This is a genomic window from Desulfitobacterium elongatum (assembly GCF_055378975.1).
This window is the reverse complement of the sequence record NZ_AP038772.1, coordinates 2832713-2852303: the sequence shown is the minus strand read 5'-3', so window position 1 is coordinate 2852303 and position 19591 is coordinate 2832713. Positions and strand designations below refer to the sequence as shown.

The 19591-nt window shown below is 42.9% G+C and carries 18 protein-coding genes; 13 read left to right on the top strand and 5 right to left on the bottom strand.

Annotation, left to right across the window (positions count from 1 at the left end; translation table 11 throughout):
- Positions 1–38: 38 nt before the first annotated feature.
- Entirely contained in the window at positions 39–863 is an 825-nt protein-coding gene (locus ACZ42W_RS13260) for an RMD1 family protein (protein ID WP_464165824.1), read from the top strand.
- A gap of 10 nt (positions 864–873) precedes the next feature.
- Positions 874–1692 carry an RMD1 family protein gene (locus ACZ42W_RS13255; protein WP_464165823.1) on the top strand — a complete coding sequence of 273 codons (819 nt, stop codon included), beginning with the start codon at positions 874–876 and terminating at the stop codon, positions 1690–1692.
- A 361-nt stretch (positions 1693–2053) separates the two neighbouring features.
- Here ACZ42W_RS13255 and ACZ42W_RS13250 read toward each other — a convergent pair whose 3' ends face one another.
- The gene (locus tag ACZ42W_RS13250) at positions 2054–2329 is read right to left on the bottom strand and encodes a hypothetical protein (RefSeq protein ID WP_464165822.1); all 276 of its coding nucleotides are present in this window, start codon (positions 2327–2329) and stop codon (positions 2054–2056) included.
- Between the two features lie 204 nt (positions 2330–2533).
- On the opposite strand from ACZ42W_RS13250, the gene ACZ42W_RS13245 reads away from it, so the two are divergent.
- The gene (locus ACZ42W_RS13245) at positions 2534–2941 is read left to right on the top strand and encodes a DUF1492 domain-containing protein (protein ID WP_464165821.1); all 408 of its coding nucleotides are present in this window, start codon (positions 2534–2536) and stop codon (positions 2939–2941) included.
- Between the two features lie 338 nt (positions 2942–3279).
- Entirely contained in the window at positions 3280–4344 is a 1065-nt protein-coding gene (locus ACZ42W_RS13240) for an FAD-dependent oxidoreductase (protein WP_464165820.1), read from the top strand.
- A gap of 214 nt (positions 4345–4558) precedes the next feature.
- On the opposite strand, the gene ACZ42W_RS13235 is transcribed toward ACZ42W_RS13240, so the two are convergent.
- Complete coding sequence (locus ACZ42W_RS13235; RefSeq protein ID WP_011459365.1) at positions 4559–5752, bottom strand: IS256-like element ISDha1 family transposase; 1194 nt, start codon at positions 5750–5752, stop codon at positions 4559–4561.
- A 138-nt stretch (positions 5753–5890) separates the two neighbouring features.
- Here ACZ42W_RS13235 and ACZ42W_RS13230 point away from each other — a divergent pair, with 138 nt between their 5' ends.
- Positions 5891–6691, top strand: a complete 801-nt coding sequence (locus ACZ42W_RS13230; RefSeq protein ID WP_464165819.1) for an FAD-binding protein — start codon at positions 5891–5893, stop codon at positions 6689–6691.
- 72 nt (positions 6692–6763) lie between these two features.
- Here the strand turns inward: ACZ42W_RS13230 and ACZ42W_RS13225 are convergent, their stop codons facing one another.
- Positions 6764–7447, bottom strand: coding sequence for a response regulator transcription factor (locus tag ACZ42W_RS13225; protein ID WP_464165818.1), 684 nt, complete (start codon positions 7445–7447; stop codon positions 6764–6766).
- Between the two features lie 73 nt (positions 7448–7520).
- Here ACZ42W_RS13225 and ACZ42W_RS13220 point away from each other — a divergent pair, with 73 nt between their 5' ends.
- Positions 7521–9548 carry a sensor histidine kinase gene (locus ACZ42W_RS13220; RefSeq protein WP_464165817.1) on the top strand — a complete coding sequence of 676 codons (2028 nt, stop codon included), beginning with the start codon at positions 7521–7523 and terminating at the stop codon, positions 9546–9548.
- 384 nt (positions 9549–9932) lie between these two features.
- Here the strand turns inward: ACZ42W_RS13220 and ACZ42W_RS13215 are convergent, their stop codons facing one another.
- Positions 9933–12038: an FAD-binding protein gene (locus ACZ42W_RS13215; protein WP_464165816.1), complete on the bottom strand. Its 2106-nt coding sequence runs from the start codon at positions 12036–12038 to the stop codon at positions 9933–9935.
- A gap of 251 nt (positions 12039–12289) precedes the next feature.
- Here ACZ42W_RS13215 and ACZ42W_RS13210 point away from each other — a divergent pair, with 251 nt between their 5' ends.
- Together ACZ42W_RS13210 and ACZ42W_RS13205 are read left to right on the top strand one after the other, a co-directional pair.
- Positions 12290–12838 (top strand): hypothetical protein, encoded by a 549-nt coding sequence (locus ACZ42W_RS13210; protein ID WP_464165815.1) that lies wholly within the window; start codon positions 12290–12292, stop codon positions 12836–12838.
- Between the two features lie 354 nt (positions 12839–13192).
- Positions 13193–14317, top strand: a complete 1125-nt coding sequence (locus ACZ42W_RS13205) for a DUF362 domain-containing protein (protein ID WP_464165814.1) — start codon at positions 13193–13195, stop codon at positions 14315–14317.
- A gap of 201 nt (positions 14318–14518) precedes the next feature.
- On the opposite strand, the gene ACZ42W_RS13200 is transcribed toward ACZ42W_RS13205, so the two are convergent.
- Positions 14519–15076: a TetR family transcriptional regulator gene (locus ACZ42W_RS13200; RefSeq protein WP_464165813.1), complete on the bottom strand. Its 558-nt coding sequence runs from the start codon at positions 15074–15076 to the stop codon at positions 14519–14521.
- A gap of 285 nt (positions 15077–15361) precedes the next feature.
- On the opposite strand from ACZ42W_RS13200, the gene ACZ42W_RS13195 reads away from it, so the two are divergent.
- From ACZ42W_RS13195 to ACZ42W_RS13175, 5 genes are all read left to right on the top strand, one after another.
- A complete protein-coding gene (locus ACZ42W_RS13195) occupies positions 15362–16891 on the top strand; it encodes an FAD-dependent oxidoreductase (protein ID WP_464165812.1) in 1530 nt (509 codons plus the stop codon).
- A 60-nt stretch (positions 16892–16951) separates the two neighbouring features.
- The gene (locus tag ACZ42W_RS13190; RefSeq protein WP_464165811.1) at positions 16952–17383 is read left to right on the top strand and encodes an FMN-binding protein; all 432 of its coding nucleotides are present in this window, start codon (positions 16952–16954) and stop codon (positions 17381–17383) included.
- Positions 17384–17724: 341 nt separating this feature from the next.
- Positions 17725–18552 carry a hypothetical protein gene (locus tag ACZ42W_RS13185; RefSeq protein ID WP_464165810.1) on the top strand — a complete coding sequence of 276 codons (828 nt, stop codon included), beginning with the start codon at positions 17725–17727 and terminating at the stop codon, positions 18550–18552.
- A gap of 107 nt (positions 18553–18659) precedes the next feature.
- Entirely contained in the window at positions 18660–19259 is a 600-nt protein-coding gene (locus ACZ42W_RS13180) for a cytochrome c oxidase subunit 3 (RefSeq protein ID WP_464165809.1), read from the top strand.
- Positions 19259–19513: a cytochrome C oxidase subunit IV family protein gene (locus ACZ42W_RS13175; RefSeq protein ID WP_464165808.1), complete on the top strand. Its 255-nt coding sequence runs from the start codon at positions 19259–19261 to the stop codon at positions 19511–19513. The genes ACZ42W_RS13180 and ACZ42W_RS13175 overlap by 1 nt, the downstream gene beginning before the upstream one ends.
- The last annotated feature ends 78 nt before the right edge of the window (positions 19514–19591 follow it).

Here is a 19591-nt window from a genome sequence, read left to right as displayed (position 1 = left end):
AAAGCACTTGGTATTCATAAGAAGGTTAAGGGAATTATATGAATGAATTAAAGTTTAAAGCCTTTGCAGTGACCAATGAAGTCGATCTCAATAAGATTGCTGGAGAATGCAATATCCGGAAAAAGTACACCTGGGAGGAGCCTCTGATTCTTCAGAACGAGGTGCTCAGGCTTATTATTAAAGAGGAACCCGGGAAAGAAGAGACGATTCTTGTTTTTTCTTTTGGGAGTATTGTTTTTATTAACTCGACCCAACAACATACGGAAATATTTATGCACTATCTGAAAAGTATAAAGCCTGAAATCGATATCAGACGTTATGACCTCTTTCAGGATGACTATGTGCTTCATCCATCCGAGGGCGAGGAAATTGAATTTACCGATAGCTATGTTCAGATTCCCAACATGGCGCTGTTTTACCCTGAGCTCATTTCCATCGTAATCGCCAAGTCTGTCGCGCTAGAAAGGATTGAAGAGCAACTCGGTAAAATTCTGGATGATCTTGAGAGCAAAATTGATAATCTGGAAAAAGGCAAATTGAATGTTGGCAATAAAGAACTTGCCAAGACGACTTCGAGGATTGTTCGCCATGAATACAATACCATTGCCTATATTATGATTCTTGATAAACCCGACATTACTTGGATAAACAGTGATGCTGCCGATTTTTATGAAAAAATGTCAGAGTTTTTTGAGTTAAATGATCGCTACGAAGTCATAAAAAGCAAGACGGAAATCTTAAAAAGTATCATTGATGGGCTTGCCACCATCAGCCAATCCATCCGCGGATTGTTTGTTGAGTGGGTGATTGCTCTTTTGATTGTTGTTGAAATATTACTTATGCTTCCCGATTTATTTAGATAATGACAGGTGAATGATGGAAAAAATATTTCTTAATACTTATAAAGTTGCGGTGAGATTGCCTCTGGGTCGGATTGCCCCTTTTTTTAATCTAAGGAAGGAAGCGGGCAGGAAAGAGTATATCAAAGTAGAGGGGATAGAAGTCGATAGGATCCTGAAATATACTTCAGCTAAAAAGGCAGTTTACTTCTATAAATTTGGGTGTATTACCTTTTTAAACTTTAACCAGGATGAGATTTCTCGTTTCTTTGAATATTTAGAGACACTCTACATCGATATCGATTATAGATCCTTGACTAAGTTTAACGAGACCCATATCCTGTACCTCTCCGATGATTTCAAGGTATCCTTATGGGAAGACGCTGACGTAGAATTTCATTATCAACCGTTTGTCGAGGATATTGCGGCAGCAGTATTAGCGAAGTCCACCGAACTTTATAACGTTGAAACTGAGCTGTCGGAAGTCTTTGATGAAACGGGTAAGTTTTTAAAACAATTAAATCATGGATATCTCAGGGCAAATACCAAAAAGGTGACTTCAACCATAGCTAAAAGCACCCGCTTTAAATATAGGAGCATTGAAAGCCTAAGACTTCTTGACAGACCTTCGGAATTTAATCGAACGATCGAATCAAGAGAACTATTTGACACAATGAGCGAGTACTTTGAGCTTGATGAAAGGTATACCGTTTTATCTAATCAGATGAAAATCGTGGACTCCATAACAGGGGAATATTTCAGCTTTAGAAACAAACGATCGGAAAGAAGACTTCTGCTATTTGAAATCCTTCTCCTTGCCAGCTTTCCACTTCTACATTTCCTTTCGAAATAATGAAGTACCTAGGAAAGGAAATTTAACCATCACGAAGGAACAAGCGAGAGCGACACAAGACGTCGCTATAATAGGTGATGGCCGATCCATACTAAGAACACAACAGATAACCTACCGGAAAGTGAAAGCCGGTGGGTTATTTGCTATTAGGGCCAAGGCACCAAATCTAGCACGGCGATTCTCTTCGTGGCTTTTTTTTGTCCAACAGGTCTCTAGACATAAACTGCGATCCTTTAGTCCTAAATTGATGTATCCCATGCATTATAAATAAGGACTTAGAAAAATTCGCCTGAGAAAGTATCATTAGTTGCGAGGCCGTTCAGATTGAGAGTCAGGGCTATTGCGAAAATAGGGGAGATTGTTAATTTGCAGTGCGTCGTTCCACGAACCATCTGCCAAGGTTATTGCCCTTGATGCTAGCATTACGCTCAAAAAAGAGGTATTTGTCCCGACCCTGTACACGGACCGTATAACGGTCCCCCTGTCCACCCGCTTTCAAAGCGGCCGCCGATTGGACAGCCAGTACTCGTTCGATTCTATATTCACGACCGTCTTCCCAGGTGAGGGACTTTGGCAGCAATCTTCCGTCGCGGGCAAAAGAAACGACTACTTCCACATAAACCTTACTATCGTCCATTTGTATCACCCAATTGTTATACTTTCTTAAGAGAATCGGAATTCGCCTTGAGCGGGGGATCAATGACCTTGTAGCCTTTACGTTTCAGGACTCGGAATTTGAAGTCCAGCAGTTCCGCTGGTACCTTCAGTTCGCCGTAACCCAGGGCGAGCTCTGAGATCTTGCCCTTTTGTCGGAGCGCAGATCCTTTGTTGATTTCCTCGATTGGTACTTGCGTTTCGGTTGGACCAGAGAATAAGTAGTAAATTAGAGCAGGTCGCTGCCCTGAGTGGGCTGGCGAATAAAGCGACCGCAAGTATCCAGGTGGGGCGTGTCAGCGGGTCAAAGCAGCGCAGTCCGATGGAGAATGCTATCGTTAAGATGCTTGACCTGGAAAAGGAGATTGATGCGGATATTGACAAGCTTGTGGATCTGAAGCGCGAAATCATAAGGGTCATCAACTCCGTCGAGCAGCCTGAGTATCATCTCCTGTTGGAACTTAGATACCTAAGCTTCTTGACCTGGGAAAATATCGCGGAAAGGATGAACTATAGTTATCGTCAGATTCATAGGTTACACGGTCAGGCACTCAATAGCGTAAAACATAGCCTCGAAGAGGCTGTTGCACAATAAGCTTTCCAAAGAAACTGTGCACGAAGCAATAAGATTCTTCGGAGCTAAAGCTCCTCAGAATGACGTCTAATTGTCATTCTGAGCAGTTGAGCGAAGAATCTCTTGCGGATTTTGCAATATCAATTATATTTTGAAACTATCGTATTTAGGTATCCATCTTTAAAAGAACGGGGCTCTGCCCCTTACCCCGGAGTTTATTCTTTACCATATCTTTAAAAAACTTTTACAAGTTTTATATTATAATAATGAATGTGAAAGAGATGTCAAACACATAGGAGGGGGTAAATATTTAATAATAAATGTGAGAAAAAATCAAATAAATTGGAGGGCGTAGATAATTGAAAAAGATATTATCGATTCTTTTAGTAGCATTAATGTTAGTTGGTATGCTTTCAGGATGTACAAATAGCGCTCCTGCAAGTGCCCCTGCAAGCACATTAAAAGACGGAACATATGTGGGAACAGGTAAAGGAAACAATGGAAATATTAAGGTTGAAATGAAGATTGAAGGAGGAAAAATTGCTTCTGTAAAAGTTTTAGAACATTCTGAAACACCAGGCATATCTGATCCTGCAATTAAAACCATACCGCAAGCAATTGTTGATGGTCAAACCCTTGCTGTAGATACAATATCAGGAGCTACACATGCATCACAGGGAATTATTGCAGCCGTAAGGGATTGTATCGTACAGGCTGGCGGCAACCCCGCAGATTTCGAAGTAGCAAAAGAAAAAGGAACTTCTAACGAAGTTGTTAATTTAACAACAGACGTAGTTGTTATTGGTGGTGGGGCAGCAGGAATGTCAGCATCACTTCGTGCTGATGAGCTTGGTTTAAAAACAATTTTGCTTGAGAAAATGCCTACCATTGGCGGTGCGATATCTATCAGCGGTGGAAATCAGGTTGTAACTCTTTCAAAACTTCAGAAAGAAGCGGGTGTAACTGATGATAGCGTTGAAAGTATGGTTGAAGATTTCCGTAAAAATGGTGCTCAAAAAAATGTTGTAGAACTTTTAACTTTATATGCAAAAAATGTTGGTCAAACAACAGATTGGCTAAACTCGTATGTAGGAATACAATATGACATGAAGGGCGGACTTCATAAATTAGCGGAATATTCCCATAACCGTGAACTCGCTTATGAAGGCGGAGGACAGGGATTTGCTGCGCAGGCTCGCAAAAAAATCGCAGAGTCCGGAGTTAAAGTATATCTTCAGACAAAAGCCGAGAAACTTGTTACAGGTGAAAATGGAACTGTGACAGGGGTTGTTGCGAAAGATAATACCGGAAAGACTTATAATATTACAGCTAAAGCTGTTGTAATGGCTACCGGAGGATATGATAGTGTCAAGAAATGTTCGCAAAAACCATCAGAACCCCTTAAGGCTAAATGTTTTATGTAAAAGCGTAAGTTGGGAAGAGTGTCAAGGGTGATGCGAGGGATACCGGAGGCCGTCAGGCCGAGGATATGCTCGGCATCATCCCATTGACACGTGCACCCTACCAAAACGCTTGAAGACGGCAAAGTCTCTTTCACCCCAAAGAGTAACCCTAAATCAAAGAGAGTTTGCTTGGCTAGCGCCGAGCGTCATGCTTTTCTGAATTAATGATTAAGGCTTACGCAGCTTTTGAACGTTCCTGCTCAATCGAAGTGATGATTTTTGGATTGATATAGGATCGGCCACTGCACCAGTCTTCGCTATACTCAATAAGGTAGCTGGTTACTAGCCGAATATAGGAATCCATACTTGGGAATATCCCAACCACCCGGGTTCTTCTACGTACTTCTCGGTTGAGTCTTTCCAGCAGGTTGGTTGACGCGATCTTTCTTGAATCAATCTCTGCAAAGCTGAAAAACTGTAGTGAGTCTTCCAACCCTTCTTCCAGAGTTTTAATGGCTTCAGGATATTTGGCCTCAAACTCATCCATCAGAGAATTAGCGTATTTCTTTGCACTGCTATAGTCTGGTTGAAGCCAGATTTGCTTTAGTTTATTAGCAAACGCTTGCTTATCTCGACCGGATATATGAGCGAGGATGTTCCGCATAAAATGCACTTTACAGCGTTGCCAGGAACACCCGATAAAGGACTCTTGAACAGCTTTAACTAACCCTTTATGGGCATCTGAGACAACCAGCCAGACTTTCTCTAGTCCTCGTGACTTTAACTTTTCGAAGAGACTGGTGTAGGTTGCTGTGGACTCTTCTGGCATGGGCTCTACGGCCAGAATATCTCGTTTGCCTTCTAGATCAATACCCGTTACAATCAGCACTGCCATATTTTTGACCCTTCGATCATCTCGGATTTTCTCATAGAGAGCATCCACCCAGAGTACGGGATAGACTTTATCGAGACTTCGATTACGAAAGGCTTCAACCTGTTCGTTCAGTTCTTTAGCGATGCTTGATACCTGACTTCGTGACATGGAGTCAATGCCTAAGGACTTAGTGAGTTTCTCTATTTTACGGGTGGATACGCCATTAACATAGGCTTCTTGAATCACATTCATCAAGGCCAATTCAGAACGTTTCTTACCTTCCACAAAGAAAGGGATATAGCCGCCATTTCGCAGTTTGGGTACCATTAAATACAGTGTCCCCATCCGGGTATCGAAACGGCGAACGCGATAGCCTGATCGATACCCTTGACGTTCAGTAGACCGTTCTGATTTTTCAGCACCTAGCTTTGCATCCACTTCTGCTTCCATCAGCCTTTCGCAGAGCCATTTTAACATAGCCTGCATGGGATCTTCTTCGGTTACAAATTTCATTAGCATTTTTTCAAAAGGTACGGTAGAATTTGGGTAAGCCATCGGTTAACAACTCCTTTTTGGTTTGCTTCAGCACTTACCTTTTCGGAGTTACCGATGGCTTTTCCTTTTTTACTTTTGCGAACTTAATTGTACTCTATCGGAGGATATGGAAACAACAAGGAAATCCTTTCTGATGAAATGGATAAAGCACTTTATTACGGACCTGCATCTTCAACAGGTGACGGACTGGGTATGGCTACTGCAAAAGGTATTGACGCAGCAACACGCCTTATGGAATATGGAAAAAGATATCCAAACGGTATTGAAGTTTCTGAAGGCGCTGCCAAATCAACAATTGCCGGTAATTATGCGGCTTTCACTGAGAGTGGCATCCTAGTAAACGCAAGCGGACAAAGAATTGTAAACGAAAAATCTAGCAATAGAAGCATTCTAGAAGTTGAATTGACTCAAAAAGATCAAATGATGTATCTTCTGATGGATCAATCGACATTTGATGCATTCAAATCAAAACTTGGTGAGGCGAGTATTACTGAAAGTAATCTAACCGAATGGTTGGGAAACAACGGATCAAAAAAACCCTACTTCTTCCATGCAGATACGATAGCAGATCTTGCTGCAAAAGCTGGAATGGATGCTTCAACTCTCCAAGCTACAGTTGATCGCTATAATGGATTTGTGAAGGCAGGAAATGATGCGGATTTTGGACGTTCAGCAGATTATCTAAAAAAAGAAATAGGCAACGGTTCTTATTATTTGGTCGAGCAGAAACCTCGTTTTGCAACAACTATGGGTGGTTTGGTTATCAATACTAAACTTCAGGTTATGAATACAAGCGATAAAGTTATTCCAGGACTTTTTGCAGCAGGTGAAGTTGTAGGCGGAGTAATGGGTGATGATTCACCTTCAGGTGCTAACAATGCTTGGGCATTAACTTCCGGCAAATTGTCAGCAGAAGCAGTTGCTGCTGAAATTAAATAAATTTTAAATATATTGGAAATATATTATTAGGACGTTTCAGAAATCTTAAATGAAGGATTTGAAACGTCCTTTTTATTGAAAGATATATCCTATTTTGCGGACAGTCTTAATATGTTTAGGATTTGATGGATTATCCTCGACTTTTTTCCTAAGATTGCTTACGTGTACTTTGACGGTTCTGACGTCATCAAAGCTTGGTTCGTTCCAAATATTTTGATACAGTTCTTCAAGAGTTATTACTCTGTTGGGATGTGTTGACATATAGGTTGCAATCTTAAATTCTATAGGTGTCAGGGTTTTTTTGTGACCATCCTTGATAACCGTGTAGTCGCTGCCATCTATGGTGAAATCATCTAATACGATTTTATTTTTAGCAGAGGGATTTTTTTCCTCAATTCGCACGCGCCTCATATTTGCCTCTATGCGGGCTAAGAGTACACTGCAGTTGAAGGGTTTAACTATATAATCGTCTCCGCCCATTTCAAGAGCTTTTATTATTGTCTCATCATCATCGATGCAGCTAATAAATATTATTGGACATAACAAATCCTTTCTAAGCCTGCTGCATAGGTCTATTCCTGTTATATCCGGCAGCATAATATCTAGCAGAATTAAGTCAAAACTGTCTTCATTGACCATCTGCAAAGCTTCATTGGCAGAATTTGCGATATAAATGCTGTTTTTTGTGCGAGACATATACATTTTAATAATCTCGCAAATATCTAAATCATCTTCAACAAGTAATATTTTATACATAGATAATCCTCCCAAAATACTACTATGATATTATATAATAAATTAAATTAAATTAAATAAAAAGGAACATATTATGGGTAAGAGGAAGAGCGTTGTAGTTTTATTTGCATTAATACTATCTTCGCTGGTTTTATTTCAAGTTATAATTGAATATAACAAATATAGCGGCAGATTGTATGCACACGAGGGTGTGTTAGATATTTCAGGAATTGAATTGGACGATTATGACAAATATCTTCTTAGCGGTGAATGGGAGATATATGATGGAGTGCTGATTGGCCCTGAAGAAATTGAAAAATATGCACCAATAATGACTTATATGTCAAGTGGCAGAGATAGTATTAATTCCGGCAGTCATAACAGAACATATCGATTGAGAATTTTATCTGATGATATTTATGAGATGGGGCTTCTTATACCTGACATAAGTGCATTTAAACTGTGGATTAACAATAGCTTAATTATGGATTACAGATTAAACAATAAGAACTCAGAAATCCAGAGAATGAATACTGTATTGATTAGTAAGGAACAATACAATATTACCCCTAAAGGCTATGAAATAGAAATAGTCTTAGAAGTTCAAGATAGAATCAGCTACAGAGAAAGACCCATTAAGCTGATGATAGGTAATTCATCGGCTTTAGCAAATACTCAAGATATTAACCTTGTTTTAAATACGCTTGCTATAGGTTGTTATATGCTTGTTGTAATTTACAGCTTTTCATTGTTTGTGAAAAAAAGAAGCGAAGGATACCTGCTGTATCTTGGGTTGCTGGCATTAAACAATATTTTAGCGAATTCATTGGATTCTAATATTCTTTCAGTTATTCCGATATTTAATATAAGGGCGCAGGGCTGGATCAGGCTTATTAACATGGCAACCTTGTTTATTCCCATATTTGTATTTATGATGTTTAATAAGCTTTTTTATGGTTCATTTTCAGGGAAAAAACAGAAAATATTTTTGACGGTGTCAAGTTCACTGGCTTTAATAATAGCATTGCTTCCTTTGGAGGTAACACTCTTCAGAGGAAATTTAAGTTTGTATGTTGTTAGAATATTAGTTCCTATCAATTTTTTTATAATAGTATCTGCTTTTCTTCAAGGAAGGTGCAATACACTTATTATGGCTGGAGGTATTTTGTTTACCTGGGCATTTATATTCGAGGTATTGATCAATACCGGGCTTTTAGATGTTGGTATGGTCAGCATTTATATTAATACTTCACAATATGCCTATTTAATTTTTACAATAATTATTGTTTTAACCGTAGCTAACAAGTTTGCCAAAAAATTCGATGAAGCTGAGAAATTGGGCGATGAGCTTGAATATATGAATAAAAACTTAGAAGCAATGGTGGATGAAAAAACTGTAGAGCTTAAAAATTCATACAATCAGATAATGAACCTTCAGAGACAAAGGCATAATCTTCTTTTAAATATATCACATGATTTGCGAAGTCCGTTATTTGTAATCAAAGGCTATATTGAAGCAATAAATGAGGATTTGGTTAAGGATAAGGAAGCTTTGTCACAATACCTAAAGCGAATACAGGCTAAGACAGAATATTTAAGCAGGTTGATAGAAGATTTATTTTTTGTTGCAAAGCTCGAGGACAACAAGATTAAATTCAGTTTGGTTGTTTTTGATTTGATTTCTTTAATTGAACAAGTAATTAATGATTCGGAAAAAAAGGCATTAAGAAAAAATATACACATATCTTTTCAAATCTCAATTAGTGAATTGAAAATAGAAGGTGACAAGTATAGAATTCATCAAGTTATTGATAATATAATAGGAAACTCAATAAAATATACAAATAAAAACGGAAGTATAATTGTAAGAGTATGGGAAGAGGATGATAAGGTTGTTATAAGTATTCATGACAATGGTATTGGTATAGCTGAGGAGGATTTGCTGCATATTTTTGATCGTTACTACAAAGCTGTGAAAAAAGATAATAATGATGAATCCACAGGTCTCGGTTTGTTCATATCACGAGAGATAATAGAAAAGCACGGCGGAAGGATATGGGCAGAATCTAAGCTATCAAAGGGAACCAATGTATTCATTGAATTAGCAAAGTTGGATGAATAGTTTAAGAAAGGCTAGTCAATCAGTATATAAAGGTGCGATGATTCGGGAGTGGCACCTTGAAAATTTGAAGCTCGGTTGAATAGCTAATTTACACAAAAAGAAGGTTTAGGAGTGCCTTGTAGTAGGGCATTCCTAAACCTTCTTTTTGTACTTTATCTGCAATGATTTATACAATAAGTGACTTGTCCCAAATAATAAGGGGCTGTGTCAATATAATCGGGGCAAATTTTTATGCACCACTATTTGTTCCACCGCTTACGCTTAAAGGCTTTTTATATTGTCTTCAATAATAGCAATTTCGAGAATAGAAAGGTCACCTGTGTAAGAGCTTAAGCGCTCGACAGGTGACCTTTAGCACTATTTCGGTGATTAATTTTTAACGTTTCAGGAGGATGCCTTCTTAAGCGCGTCGTTTACCGCATCTGTGAAGCCTTTCATCGTCAAGGTAGCGCCGGAGACCGCATCAATCTTGGTGGACTGGTTAGCAATGACCGCATCAACGTATTTGGGCAATGCCGCGCCGCCGATGGTTGGGGTTTCTTTCTGCTCATCTACGGTGATGGACTTGATCTTTTTGCCGGATATCGTGACGCTCACCTTGATAGGATCTCCCATGACCCCGGAACCGGTGCCTTGATAGGTACCGTCCTTCCAATTGCCAGAGGAGCCGACTGTGCTTGTGGCGATGGCTGTGGTACCGGACTCCGCGATCTTTCCATTACCGCCGGAGAGGGAGACGGCATGTTTCGCAGACAGACGGCCGAAAGTGAAGCAACGCCCGATGGAGAGACCTGTGGCGTGGAAAGGATAATCCGCCCCGCCGTAGAACTGTCCGCCGAGATTACCTACGCAGTACAGTCCTGCGATAGGCGCCTTGTTTTCATTGAGAGCCTGCCCGTTTGCGTTAATGTAGACGCCGGAGCAGAGAGCTGAGACGCGCAGATGGCGGCGAATACCATAAAAAGGAGGCGTCTTAATAGCATTCATCCACTTTTTATCTTTGCCAAAGTCCTTATCTACGCCATTTTCGCACTGTTCATTGTAGCTCTTGATCGTGGCAAGGAATGCTGCCTTATCCTCGATGCCGAGTTTGCCGGCCAGCTCTTCGAGGGTGTCGGCGCGCCAGGTATCAATCAGGTGTGGGAAGACACCCGTGCGGGCTGCGCCATTGTGCAGGGCAGCGTAATCTTTATCGGAAATCTCCGGCATGTATTTTTCCATGACGGCAGGTGGGACTAAGGTGTCGAATTTCTCGTGCTTCATGTAGTCGCTGTCGTAAACCTGACAATACCAACCGAGAGAGCCCTTGTTGGGATCGTCGTAGTTCTTGCCGCCCTTGTACATATCTTGATGGCACATAATGTCGTTCATGTAGACAAAGCCGACGAACTCGTTGCAGAAGCGTTTGCCTTTCATATTAACGGAAAGGAACGGCTCTTCAAACATGAGGCCGGCATCAAAGTCGTGGAGCATTTTGGTGTGTCCGAGTTTTTCCATGACAGCCCCGGCTGTGACCGCCAAGAGGTGGCCGTCGCCCGTCTTCTGAAACTGCTTCTTGTCAAAGTTCTCCACATCCGGGCACCAGTGCTTCACCATAGCGGGGTTGTTTTGATAGTCACCTGTGGCTATAATAACGGCTTTGTTAGCGTTAAATTTTACATAAGTCCCGTCACTAAGCTTACCGACGACTCCTTTTACCTTTCCGGAGTCCATAATAAGCTGGACGCCCGGAGTACTGTAAAAGACCTTCATGTGGTCGGAATACTGCTTGGCGGCCTCGTCAAGCACATAGCTCAGGTAAGTGCCGATATTATTCGGCTTTGGGCCCATCCAAGGCGCATACATACGGGCTTTAGCTTTGCCATAGTCGAACTTGCTGTAGCGACCGTCGGTCCATTCCCCGGTGAAATCCATACTGGTGTCTAGGTAGGCGAAGAGGCCTTTGTCATTGGGCTTGTTGGGAGAAGTACCGGTCAGGCGTGCGCGGTCGTAGACCCACTTTACGGCCTCACCCGAATTCATGACGTAGGCTTTAAGAAGCTCAGGGTCGGACCGCCAGTTGTTCAGGCTGTTTGTCTGCTGCACATACCGCAGGAGACCCTCGGTGTCGCTCTCGTTGACAATGAGGCCGGAGCCGCAGTTACCCTGGGAGACGACCGTAGCCTGCTTTTGCAGCACGACGACGGAATTGCCCTCTTCGGCCGCAGTAACCGCCGCCGGTACACCGGACGCACCGGCTCCTATCACGATGATGTCTGCTGTAACCTCGCCGACAAATTTGGTAATGGGGTCAAGCTGTACGAGCGAATCCTTGAACTCGTCAAGTGAGAAAGTGCCGGGAAGCGCGACCGACCCTTCCGGCGATGTGGGAGCCGCGGATGAGGCTTCGCTCGTGGGCGTGCTGCAGCCTGCCAGTCCCATGATTCCAATGCCGGCTGCTCCGATGGCAGCACTTTTGAAAAAGTCTCTGCGGGAGATATTACTGCTCATTATCTTTTCCTCCTTAATGAAAGTTATCACATGCATGACTCATTTTACGATTAATCACCGGAAAATACATCGAACAGATTTGACATTTTGTCCATTAAATCTGGACAAATAATAAAAAATGTCTAAAAAAATCGAATCGGCTCTGATACGGATTCACATTCTACAGACATTGTGATATAATATACATGCGTTAAATGGTATTCGGACGTCTCGGTACACCTGGAAACGTCAGCAATTGGGGGTGGATTGTGGTGGGGGTAAGACAGCGCGAGGGACAAATAAAAATCTGCGATTCTCTGGAAAAGCTGGTTCAGACCAGGAGCCTGTCGGAGGTCAAAGTGAAGGATGTTTGCCGCTTGAGCGGCGTGCCGAGGTCAACTTTTTATTCATATTTCAATGATATCTATTCCGTTCCCCAATGGAAATGGGATAGCATGATGGGAAACTCGCTTTATAAGATCGGCGACGGCCTTACCTGGGACGAGGGTCACCGCATCATGTTTGAGAACATTTTGCGGTACAAGTCACTTTTCAGCAAAATCTACCGGGAAAATGATAACAATTCAATCTTGGAATATGGCTACCGAGGAGGTTTTTCTGCGGTAAAGCAAAACGTTGCGGTCCGCAAAAACCACCGGTGGACGGAAGAGGAGCTGATCGAACTCGACTACACCATCTGGGCACTGGCCTCGCTCACCACAAAGTGGGGCAGGGATGGTATGGTTATGCCGGTTGCGACGGCGGTTCGCATCTTCAGCATGCACGTGCCGCTGTTTTTAAAGGAGCTGTGTGACAAATAGCCCTTCTCTTGACCCTGAAATTGAGCCAAACAATAGAAACCCAAATTAGACCGTATAATTACCGCCCCGTTTGATTGGCACATTACAGAATGACGATGATGCGGAATAGCGTTAAACGGCGCCTTTTAGTTTCAATCGAAACTGAAGGGCGCTATTTCTGTTTTTTGTTTATCCTACAAATATTTCCTCAACTTAAAAGGGGACTTATCAAATTATGTCGAACAAGAAATAATAGTTAATATTTCCGTATTTGTTATTCATCGCGAATTCTTTTTTTGAGGTACACGAAAAGTGCAACTAAGGGTTACTGCAACCAAATTTTTTAAGAAATATTTACGAGGAGGTGATGGATTAATGACCACTGATGCTTATATCAAACTAGCCCAGCATTTGGATAGCCTGCCCGGCGGTTTCCCGTCAACCCCAAGCGGAGTAGAGCTGCGCATCTTGCGGCGGCTGTTCACCCCGGAAGAAGCCGAACTGGCTCTGTCCTTAACCCTGCTGACCGAAGAATCCCGGGTAATTGCCCATCGAGCAGGGATTCCGGTCGAGGAGGCTGCACAACGGTTGGCAGAAATGGAGACCAAGGGTCTCCTCTTCGCCGTGCATCCCCCGGGCGAACCACCGCAATATATGGCGATGAATTTTGTCGTCGGTATCTGGGAGTTTCAGGTGGCCCGCTTAACACCGGGGTTAATAGAGGAGTTCGAAGAATATATGCCCTATCTGTTTGCGGCCAGCTGGAACAAGGTGCCCCAGCTTCGCACGATCCCTATCAATGAATCCATCGACTCCACGATGGATGTGATGTCCTATGAGAAGGCTGAAGAATTAGTCCGGGCGCAAGACAGGATGACCGTGACCCCCTGCATCTGCCGGCAAGAGCAGCGCATGAGGGGCAAAGGCTGCGATAAGCCTCTTGAAACTTGCCTGAGCTTTGGCGACGGAGCCGACTTTTACCGGCACAACGGTTGGGGCAGGGCGATCACCCAGGAGGAGGCCTTGGGCATCCTCAAGCAGGCCCAAAAGGCCGGATTAGTAGTTTCTCCAAGCAACTCCCAAAGAGCGTCGTTCATCTGCTTCTGCTGCGGGTGTTGCTGCGCAGTGCTGAGGAGCGCCAAATCCCATCCGAAACCGGCGGACTTGGTAAGCTCACCCTTCACGGCTCAGGTCGACCCGGATACCTGTATCGGGTGTAGTCTCTGCCTCAAACGTTGTCAGATGGATGCGATCAAACTTGAAAATCGCATAGCGGTGCTGGATGCAGATCGCTGCATAGGCTGTGGGCTTTGCGTGAACACTTGTCCCGGTCATTCGCTGAGCATGAAGCGCAAGACGGACAACCCCCATGCTCTTGTCCCTAAAAGCGTCGCCACCATGAACATCAAGCTTGGACGGGCAAGAGGCAAAATGACCAATATGGGCTTGGCAAGAATGCTGCTTAAGTCCAAAATCGACCGTTTGCTTAGTCCGAAATAAGACGCTGAAAAGAAGGAACACTGAAGCATGATTGGTTAATGCCTTTTACTTCTTGAATTGTTTCCAATTCTTGATTTAAGTAAGATTGTAATAACTTGAGATATAGAGGTGAAAAGGGACCCTTGAAGGTCACGCTAATCATTTACGTGGCAAACAAGGGTCCCTTTTAATGTTCCACCGCTTACGAGAGTGTCTAACATCTTACTTTGGATTGTCCGATGGTATGAAGTATTGTCTGAATTGGGACGGCAATACAGCATTAATGACTTCCAAAAGATCCTCGATGGGCTCCTTAGCCCCTTCTAATATCCAGATCACAGTAATTTCTAAGTTTCCATATATACAGGCTTCCATCTGCTTCCTAAGCTTCCAGTCATGGATATCTATACCATTCTTCTTTAAAACGTTAAGGTGAAAATCCATGCTCATATTGAAGATATAATTTTTTAGAGAGTTTATATCGGATGACCGAAAGGCATTTTGGAATAACCTTAGATTTTCCTTCAATTCTTTATATAACAAGTACTGGGTATCCTTCCAGGGGATACCTTCATTAAAACGAAATAAGGTGTCTTCTAGAATCTTTTTATAGTTTGAGTTTAGCAAATCATACTTGTCGTTATAGTATCGGTAAAAAGTAGCCCTGCTTACCCCTGAACTTTTTATGATATCGGTAACCGACAACTTGTCTATAGGTCTTTTGTGAAGCAAGTTACTTAATGCGCCAAATAACAATTCTTCACACAATTTCTGCTCCATCCCTATTCCTCCTTCAGGGTAACGTCTTTCTGTATTAAAGAAAAAAATTATTTTCACTTAGGAGTACAGAGTGAAGCCAAGGTTTCTTTTTCTTAAATTATAATAGGTTGCAACAGATAGTCAAGAGATCTCTTCTCTAGAACTGTTAAAAATGATAAGACATATTTATCTATTTGTCTCATTGGAATGAGACAGATTGATTGGCTTGTTTCTATGCTAAAACGAAATAACTCATTAAAATAAAATCAGAAAAAGAAATAAAGTACAAGCAAGGAGGCATGTATTATGATTTCAAGAAGAGATTTTGTCAAACGTGCTGCAGCTGGAGCTGTAGGCGTAGCCACGGTAGGTTTTCTTAGCGGTTGTGCCCAGGAGTCAACCTCAAAGCCCAACGAAGCAAAATGGGATAAAGAGGCAGATGTGGTTATCGTCGGTGGAGGAGGTACCGGACTCGCGGCGGCTCTTCAAGCTACCCTTGATGGTGCCAAGGTATTAGTTCTTGAAAAGGCTGGTATTGCAGGAGGAACCACAAACCTCTCCGGCGGTGTTATGCAGGCGGCAGGCACAGATATTCAAAAACAAAAGACTTCTTATCAAGATGATACTCCAGAAAAACACTATAAGTTATGGCTGAAAGCCGGTGAAGGGACAGTCGACGAAGAACTAGTGAAAGATCTGGCATACAAAGCTCCGGAGCATATTCAATGGCTGACAGATACAGTAGGTCTTAAATGGACAAGTGTTTATGGACATTCCCATATTCCTTATGTTGAGGAGTCCCTGTTCGCTGATCGCATTCATGTTTATGAGAATGGAGGCGGAATAGGCAGTGGCACGATCCTTACGAAGGCTCTCTTAAAGGTAGCCGAGGCAAAAGGTGCACTTATCGAATACGAAACGGAAGTCACAAAACTTCTTACCAACGAAGCGGGGGAAGTCATTGGTGTTACTGCAAAGCAGAAAGGTGCTGAAATTAAAGTAAAGGCCAAGAAAGGTGTTATTTTAGCCGCGGCAGGTATTGATCAAAATAAAGAAATGGCTAAAGCCTTAAACCCGCAACATTACTGGGATTTGACCACTCAGAAATGTCTATGTACTCCTACCAATACGGGTGATGGAATTCGTATAGCTATGGAAATCGGTGCCGCAGTCTGTGGTTTTGGTGGCACAATTGATTTTTGTGGTAAAACGGGCGCTGCAACGGATAATCGTGTACCCTTATTCCCATCCTTTATCGTCAATAAAAAAGGAAGAAGGTTCGTCTGTGAAGATGCTACCTACGCCTACCATTATCGGGCAATCTTCCAGCAAGAAAAACAACTCGATGGTCCGACCTACATGGTTTTTGGAAAGAGTAGTCTTTCAGCAGAAAAGGCTCCCTGGACGAAAGAAACTGTCGCCAAGGATGTAGCGGATGGTGTTGTCTTTAAAGCAGATACCATTGAGGCACTGGCCGATTTGATTAAAGTCGACCCTGCAAATCTTGCGTCGACATTGGCAACTTGGAATTCCGATATGCAGAATAAAAAAGATAATCAATATAGCAGAAAAACAGGTCTAGCCCCTATTGAAGGACCATTTTATGCCTATAAAAATCTTTCCTTTAACCTTGGCTCACTGGGCGGTGTAAAAATTAATGTGGACGGGCAGGTTCTTCGGCCGAACGGTGAATTTATTCCTCGCCTGTATGCAGGGGGCCTGAATGCGGGCGCTTGGATTGGCCCCTACTATCCAGGCTCTGGGACCGCAATTATGGGTACTGTACACTGGGGACGCAAAGCAGGCGGGCATGCTGCAAAATTAGCTTCCATTTGATCAATGTGCTACTTGGGAAATAAGTCAATCTGATAATAATTTCTATGAGGAGTTCAGAAAATGAAAAAGAACAAATTTGTCTTAACGTTATCATTATTACTTGCCCTAGGTATTACTGCGGGATGTAGTTCTAACCCCACGACAACTGAGAAACCGACTGGAAATGAAGCTAATGCTATAGCAAAAAAGTCCCCGGCCACTAATGTCGCCCCATCTGCAAGTAGCTATAAAGACGGTACGTACGAAGGCTCCAGCGATGCAGGAATACATCCAGGCCTAAAGGTATCTGTCGTCGTGAAAGATGGAAAGATTTCTGAAATAAAAGTTACTGAACACCATGAGACCGACGGGATCGGCTCTGTGGCTGTTGAAAAGCTTCCCGCATTAATCGTTACATCACAATCGACTCAAGTGGATTCTGTTACCGGAGCTAGTAAGAGTTCGGGTGCAATCAAGGAAGCTGTAGAAAAGGCATTAGCCCAAGCAAAGTAATTTAGACTCGACAAAATCAGAGAACCCTGGTCGCTCATAAGAGTGGCCAGGGTTCTACATTTGTGGATACCCATTACGATGGACAGGTGCACATTCCTGTCTGTTGAATTTAGATTATTCACAATTTTCGCTCCGTGTATATCTCGTGCGCATTTGAAAAAAAATGTACCTTGAATGGACGGGTCTCATAAGTTTAAATTTAGATAGAAGAAGCTGTGAGGAGGTGATTGGCAATGTTAGTGGCTAACAATGGCGTTCATCCGCCGTAACACAGTGTTATTTCTTTAGACTAATCAGTTTATTTAGTCAATTGCGAGATTGAAAAAATAGGGGTGAAATAGATGAGTGACTTGGGAGTAACCGGTGGCATATCGGAAAAGACGTCGGTAAAGTCCAATGTTAAGCGAAGACCGGCCAGTATCGAAGAAAAGTTACTATTAGACCCGATGTATGAGTTCCATGGTTGGACTTTTTGCAACTTAGCTGGAATGATTTTCATGTTGTGTTTTATAGTATTCTGGGGAATAATGACCCCTAATATGCCGCCTATATCCGCCCTTATGACTCCGGATCAAATTGAAATCCTTGTCCGCGAAAATTATAATATGATACGTTTGGGCATGGTCCTGGCCATGAGCACACTTACGCTTAATTATGTATGGGCCGTTGGTATGGGAAAACTCATGGGAAAAGTCGTCGGCAAGGACAGCATTCTGATTCCTCTGCAAGTCATTGGCGGCGCGTTGACGTGTATGAGCCTGATGATTTCCTGTGCTTACTGGCTGACTATGGGCTACCGTCCAAGCTTGCCGGGTACCCAGCTGATGCAGCTGTTTGACAACGGCTGGATGATCTTTGATCTGGCGTACGCCGTAACATCGATACAAATGTTCGCCTTGGGCAGCGCGTTTTTACAGGATTACCGGGAAAAGCCGCTTATTCCTGCCTGGGTGAACTGGTATTGCATTTTTATCGGCGTTTCCTTCGCTGCAGAGTGCGTGATGCCGTTCATGTATGACGGTATTTTCGCCCGCGGCGGTCTGTTCAACTACTGGTTTGAGTTCCCGATCTGGTTTAGCTGGGCCTTTTTATTCTCCTTCTACGGCTTGAAGGCTATCCCGCGCTTGAAGCAGGAGAAGCTGGAAGCCTTAGCGGCAGCAAAAGCATAGAGGATATAGCAAGCCTTATCGCTTGCCTGCGTTTGAACGACGCTGGCTTTCAGAAGACCTGACGGCTAACTAATCCGGAGAAAGTTATGGGAGGATGATCAGTAAGTATGTCAACTAACACTTCCACGGTCGAGCAGGCAAACAGGAAGTCCCGTCTGCCGGGCAAACCTGGTATATGGATGCCCATTACGCTCGACATAATCACATTCCTGGGTTTTTGGATATTCGTCATGATCATGCGAATTCAAAATCCGACGATTTTTGAGGCGAGCCGGCAACAGCTGAATGCCAATATAGGCTTAGCCATAACCCTTGTTTTACTCACCAGCAGCTGGTTTGTCGTCCGGGCTCTTGAAGCGGCGAGAGAGGGTATTCGCGCCAAGGTACAAAGCAATTTGCGAGTGGCCATCGTGCTTGGATTTGTATTCATAGTGCTGAAGATAACTGGCTGGGTGGGAGATGTCCAGGCGGGGAATTTAATCGACGGAAATGCGTTTTTCGGGTATTACTTCTGTGTAACCGCCTATCATTTCCTGCATGTGCTGGCAGGTTTGGTATTTTTAATTTTGTGTTATTTGCAAGCGAAAAACGCCCCGGTGGATGAAGGCTATGTCGGGTGGCTTGAATCCGCCGGCAGTTTCTGGCATGTGGTCGATATGCTGTGGGTCTTTATATTCCCCTTATTCTTTTTATTGAGGGTGGTATGATGAGAAATACAACAGTTGCTTGGGTGACAGTGATGGTAGCCACAATTGTGAGCTATGCGTGTGGGCAGAGCGCCATGTCTGCTCGCAGTGTAGTATTGGTAATCGTTCTGGTCGCTGCCATTAAATCTACGCTGATTATCAATTATTTTATGGAACTGAAAAAAGGGGCTTTTCCTTGTAATATCATCTTTAGAGTCTGGACAGTGCTCAGTGTCCTGGTAATCCTGGGCGGAGCCTGGCGCGTCATGCAGTGATGATGAAGAACAATAAAATTTGCAGCCGTCTTGAGAAATTTTCTTAAGACGGCTTATTTTGCTAATTTGAGAATATGC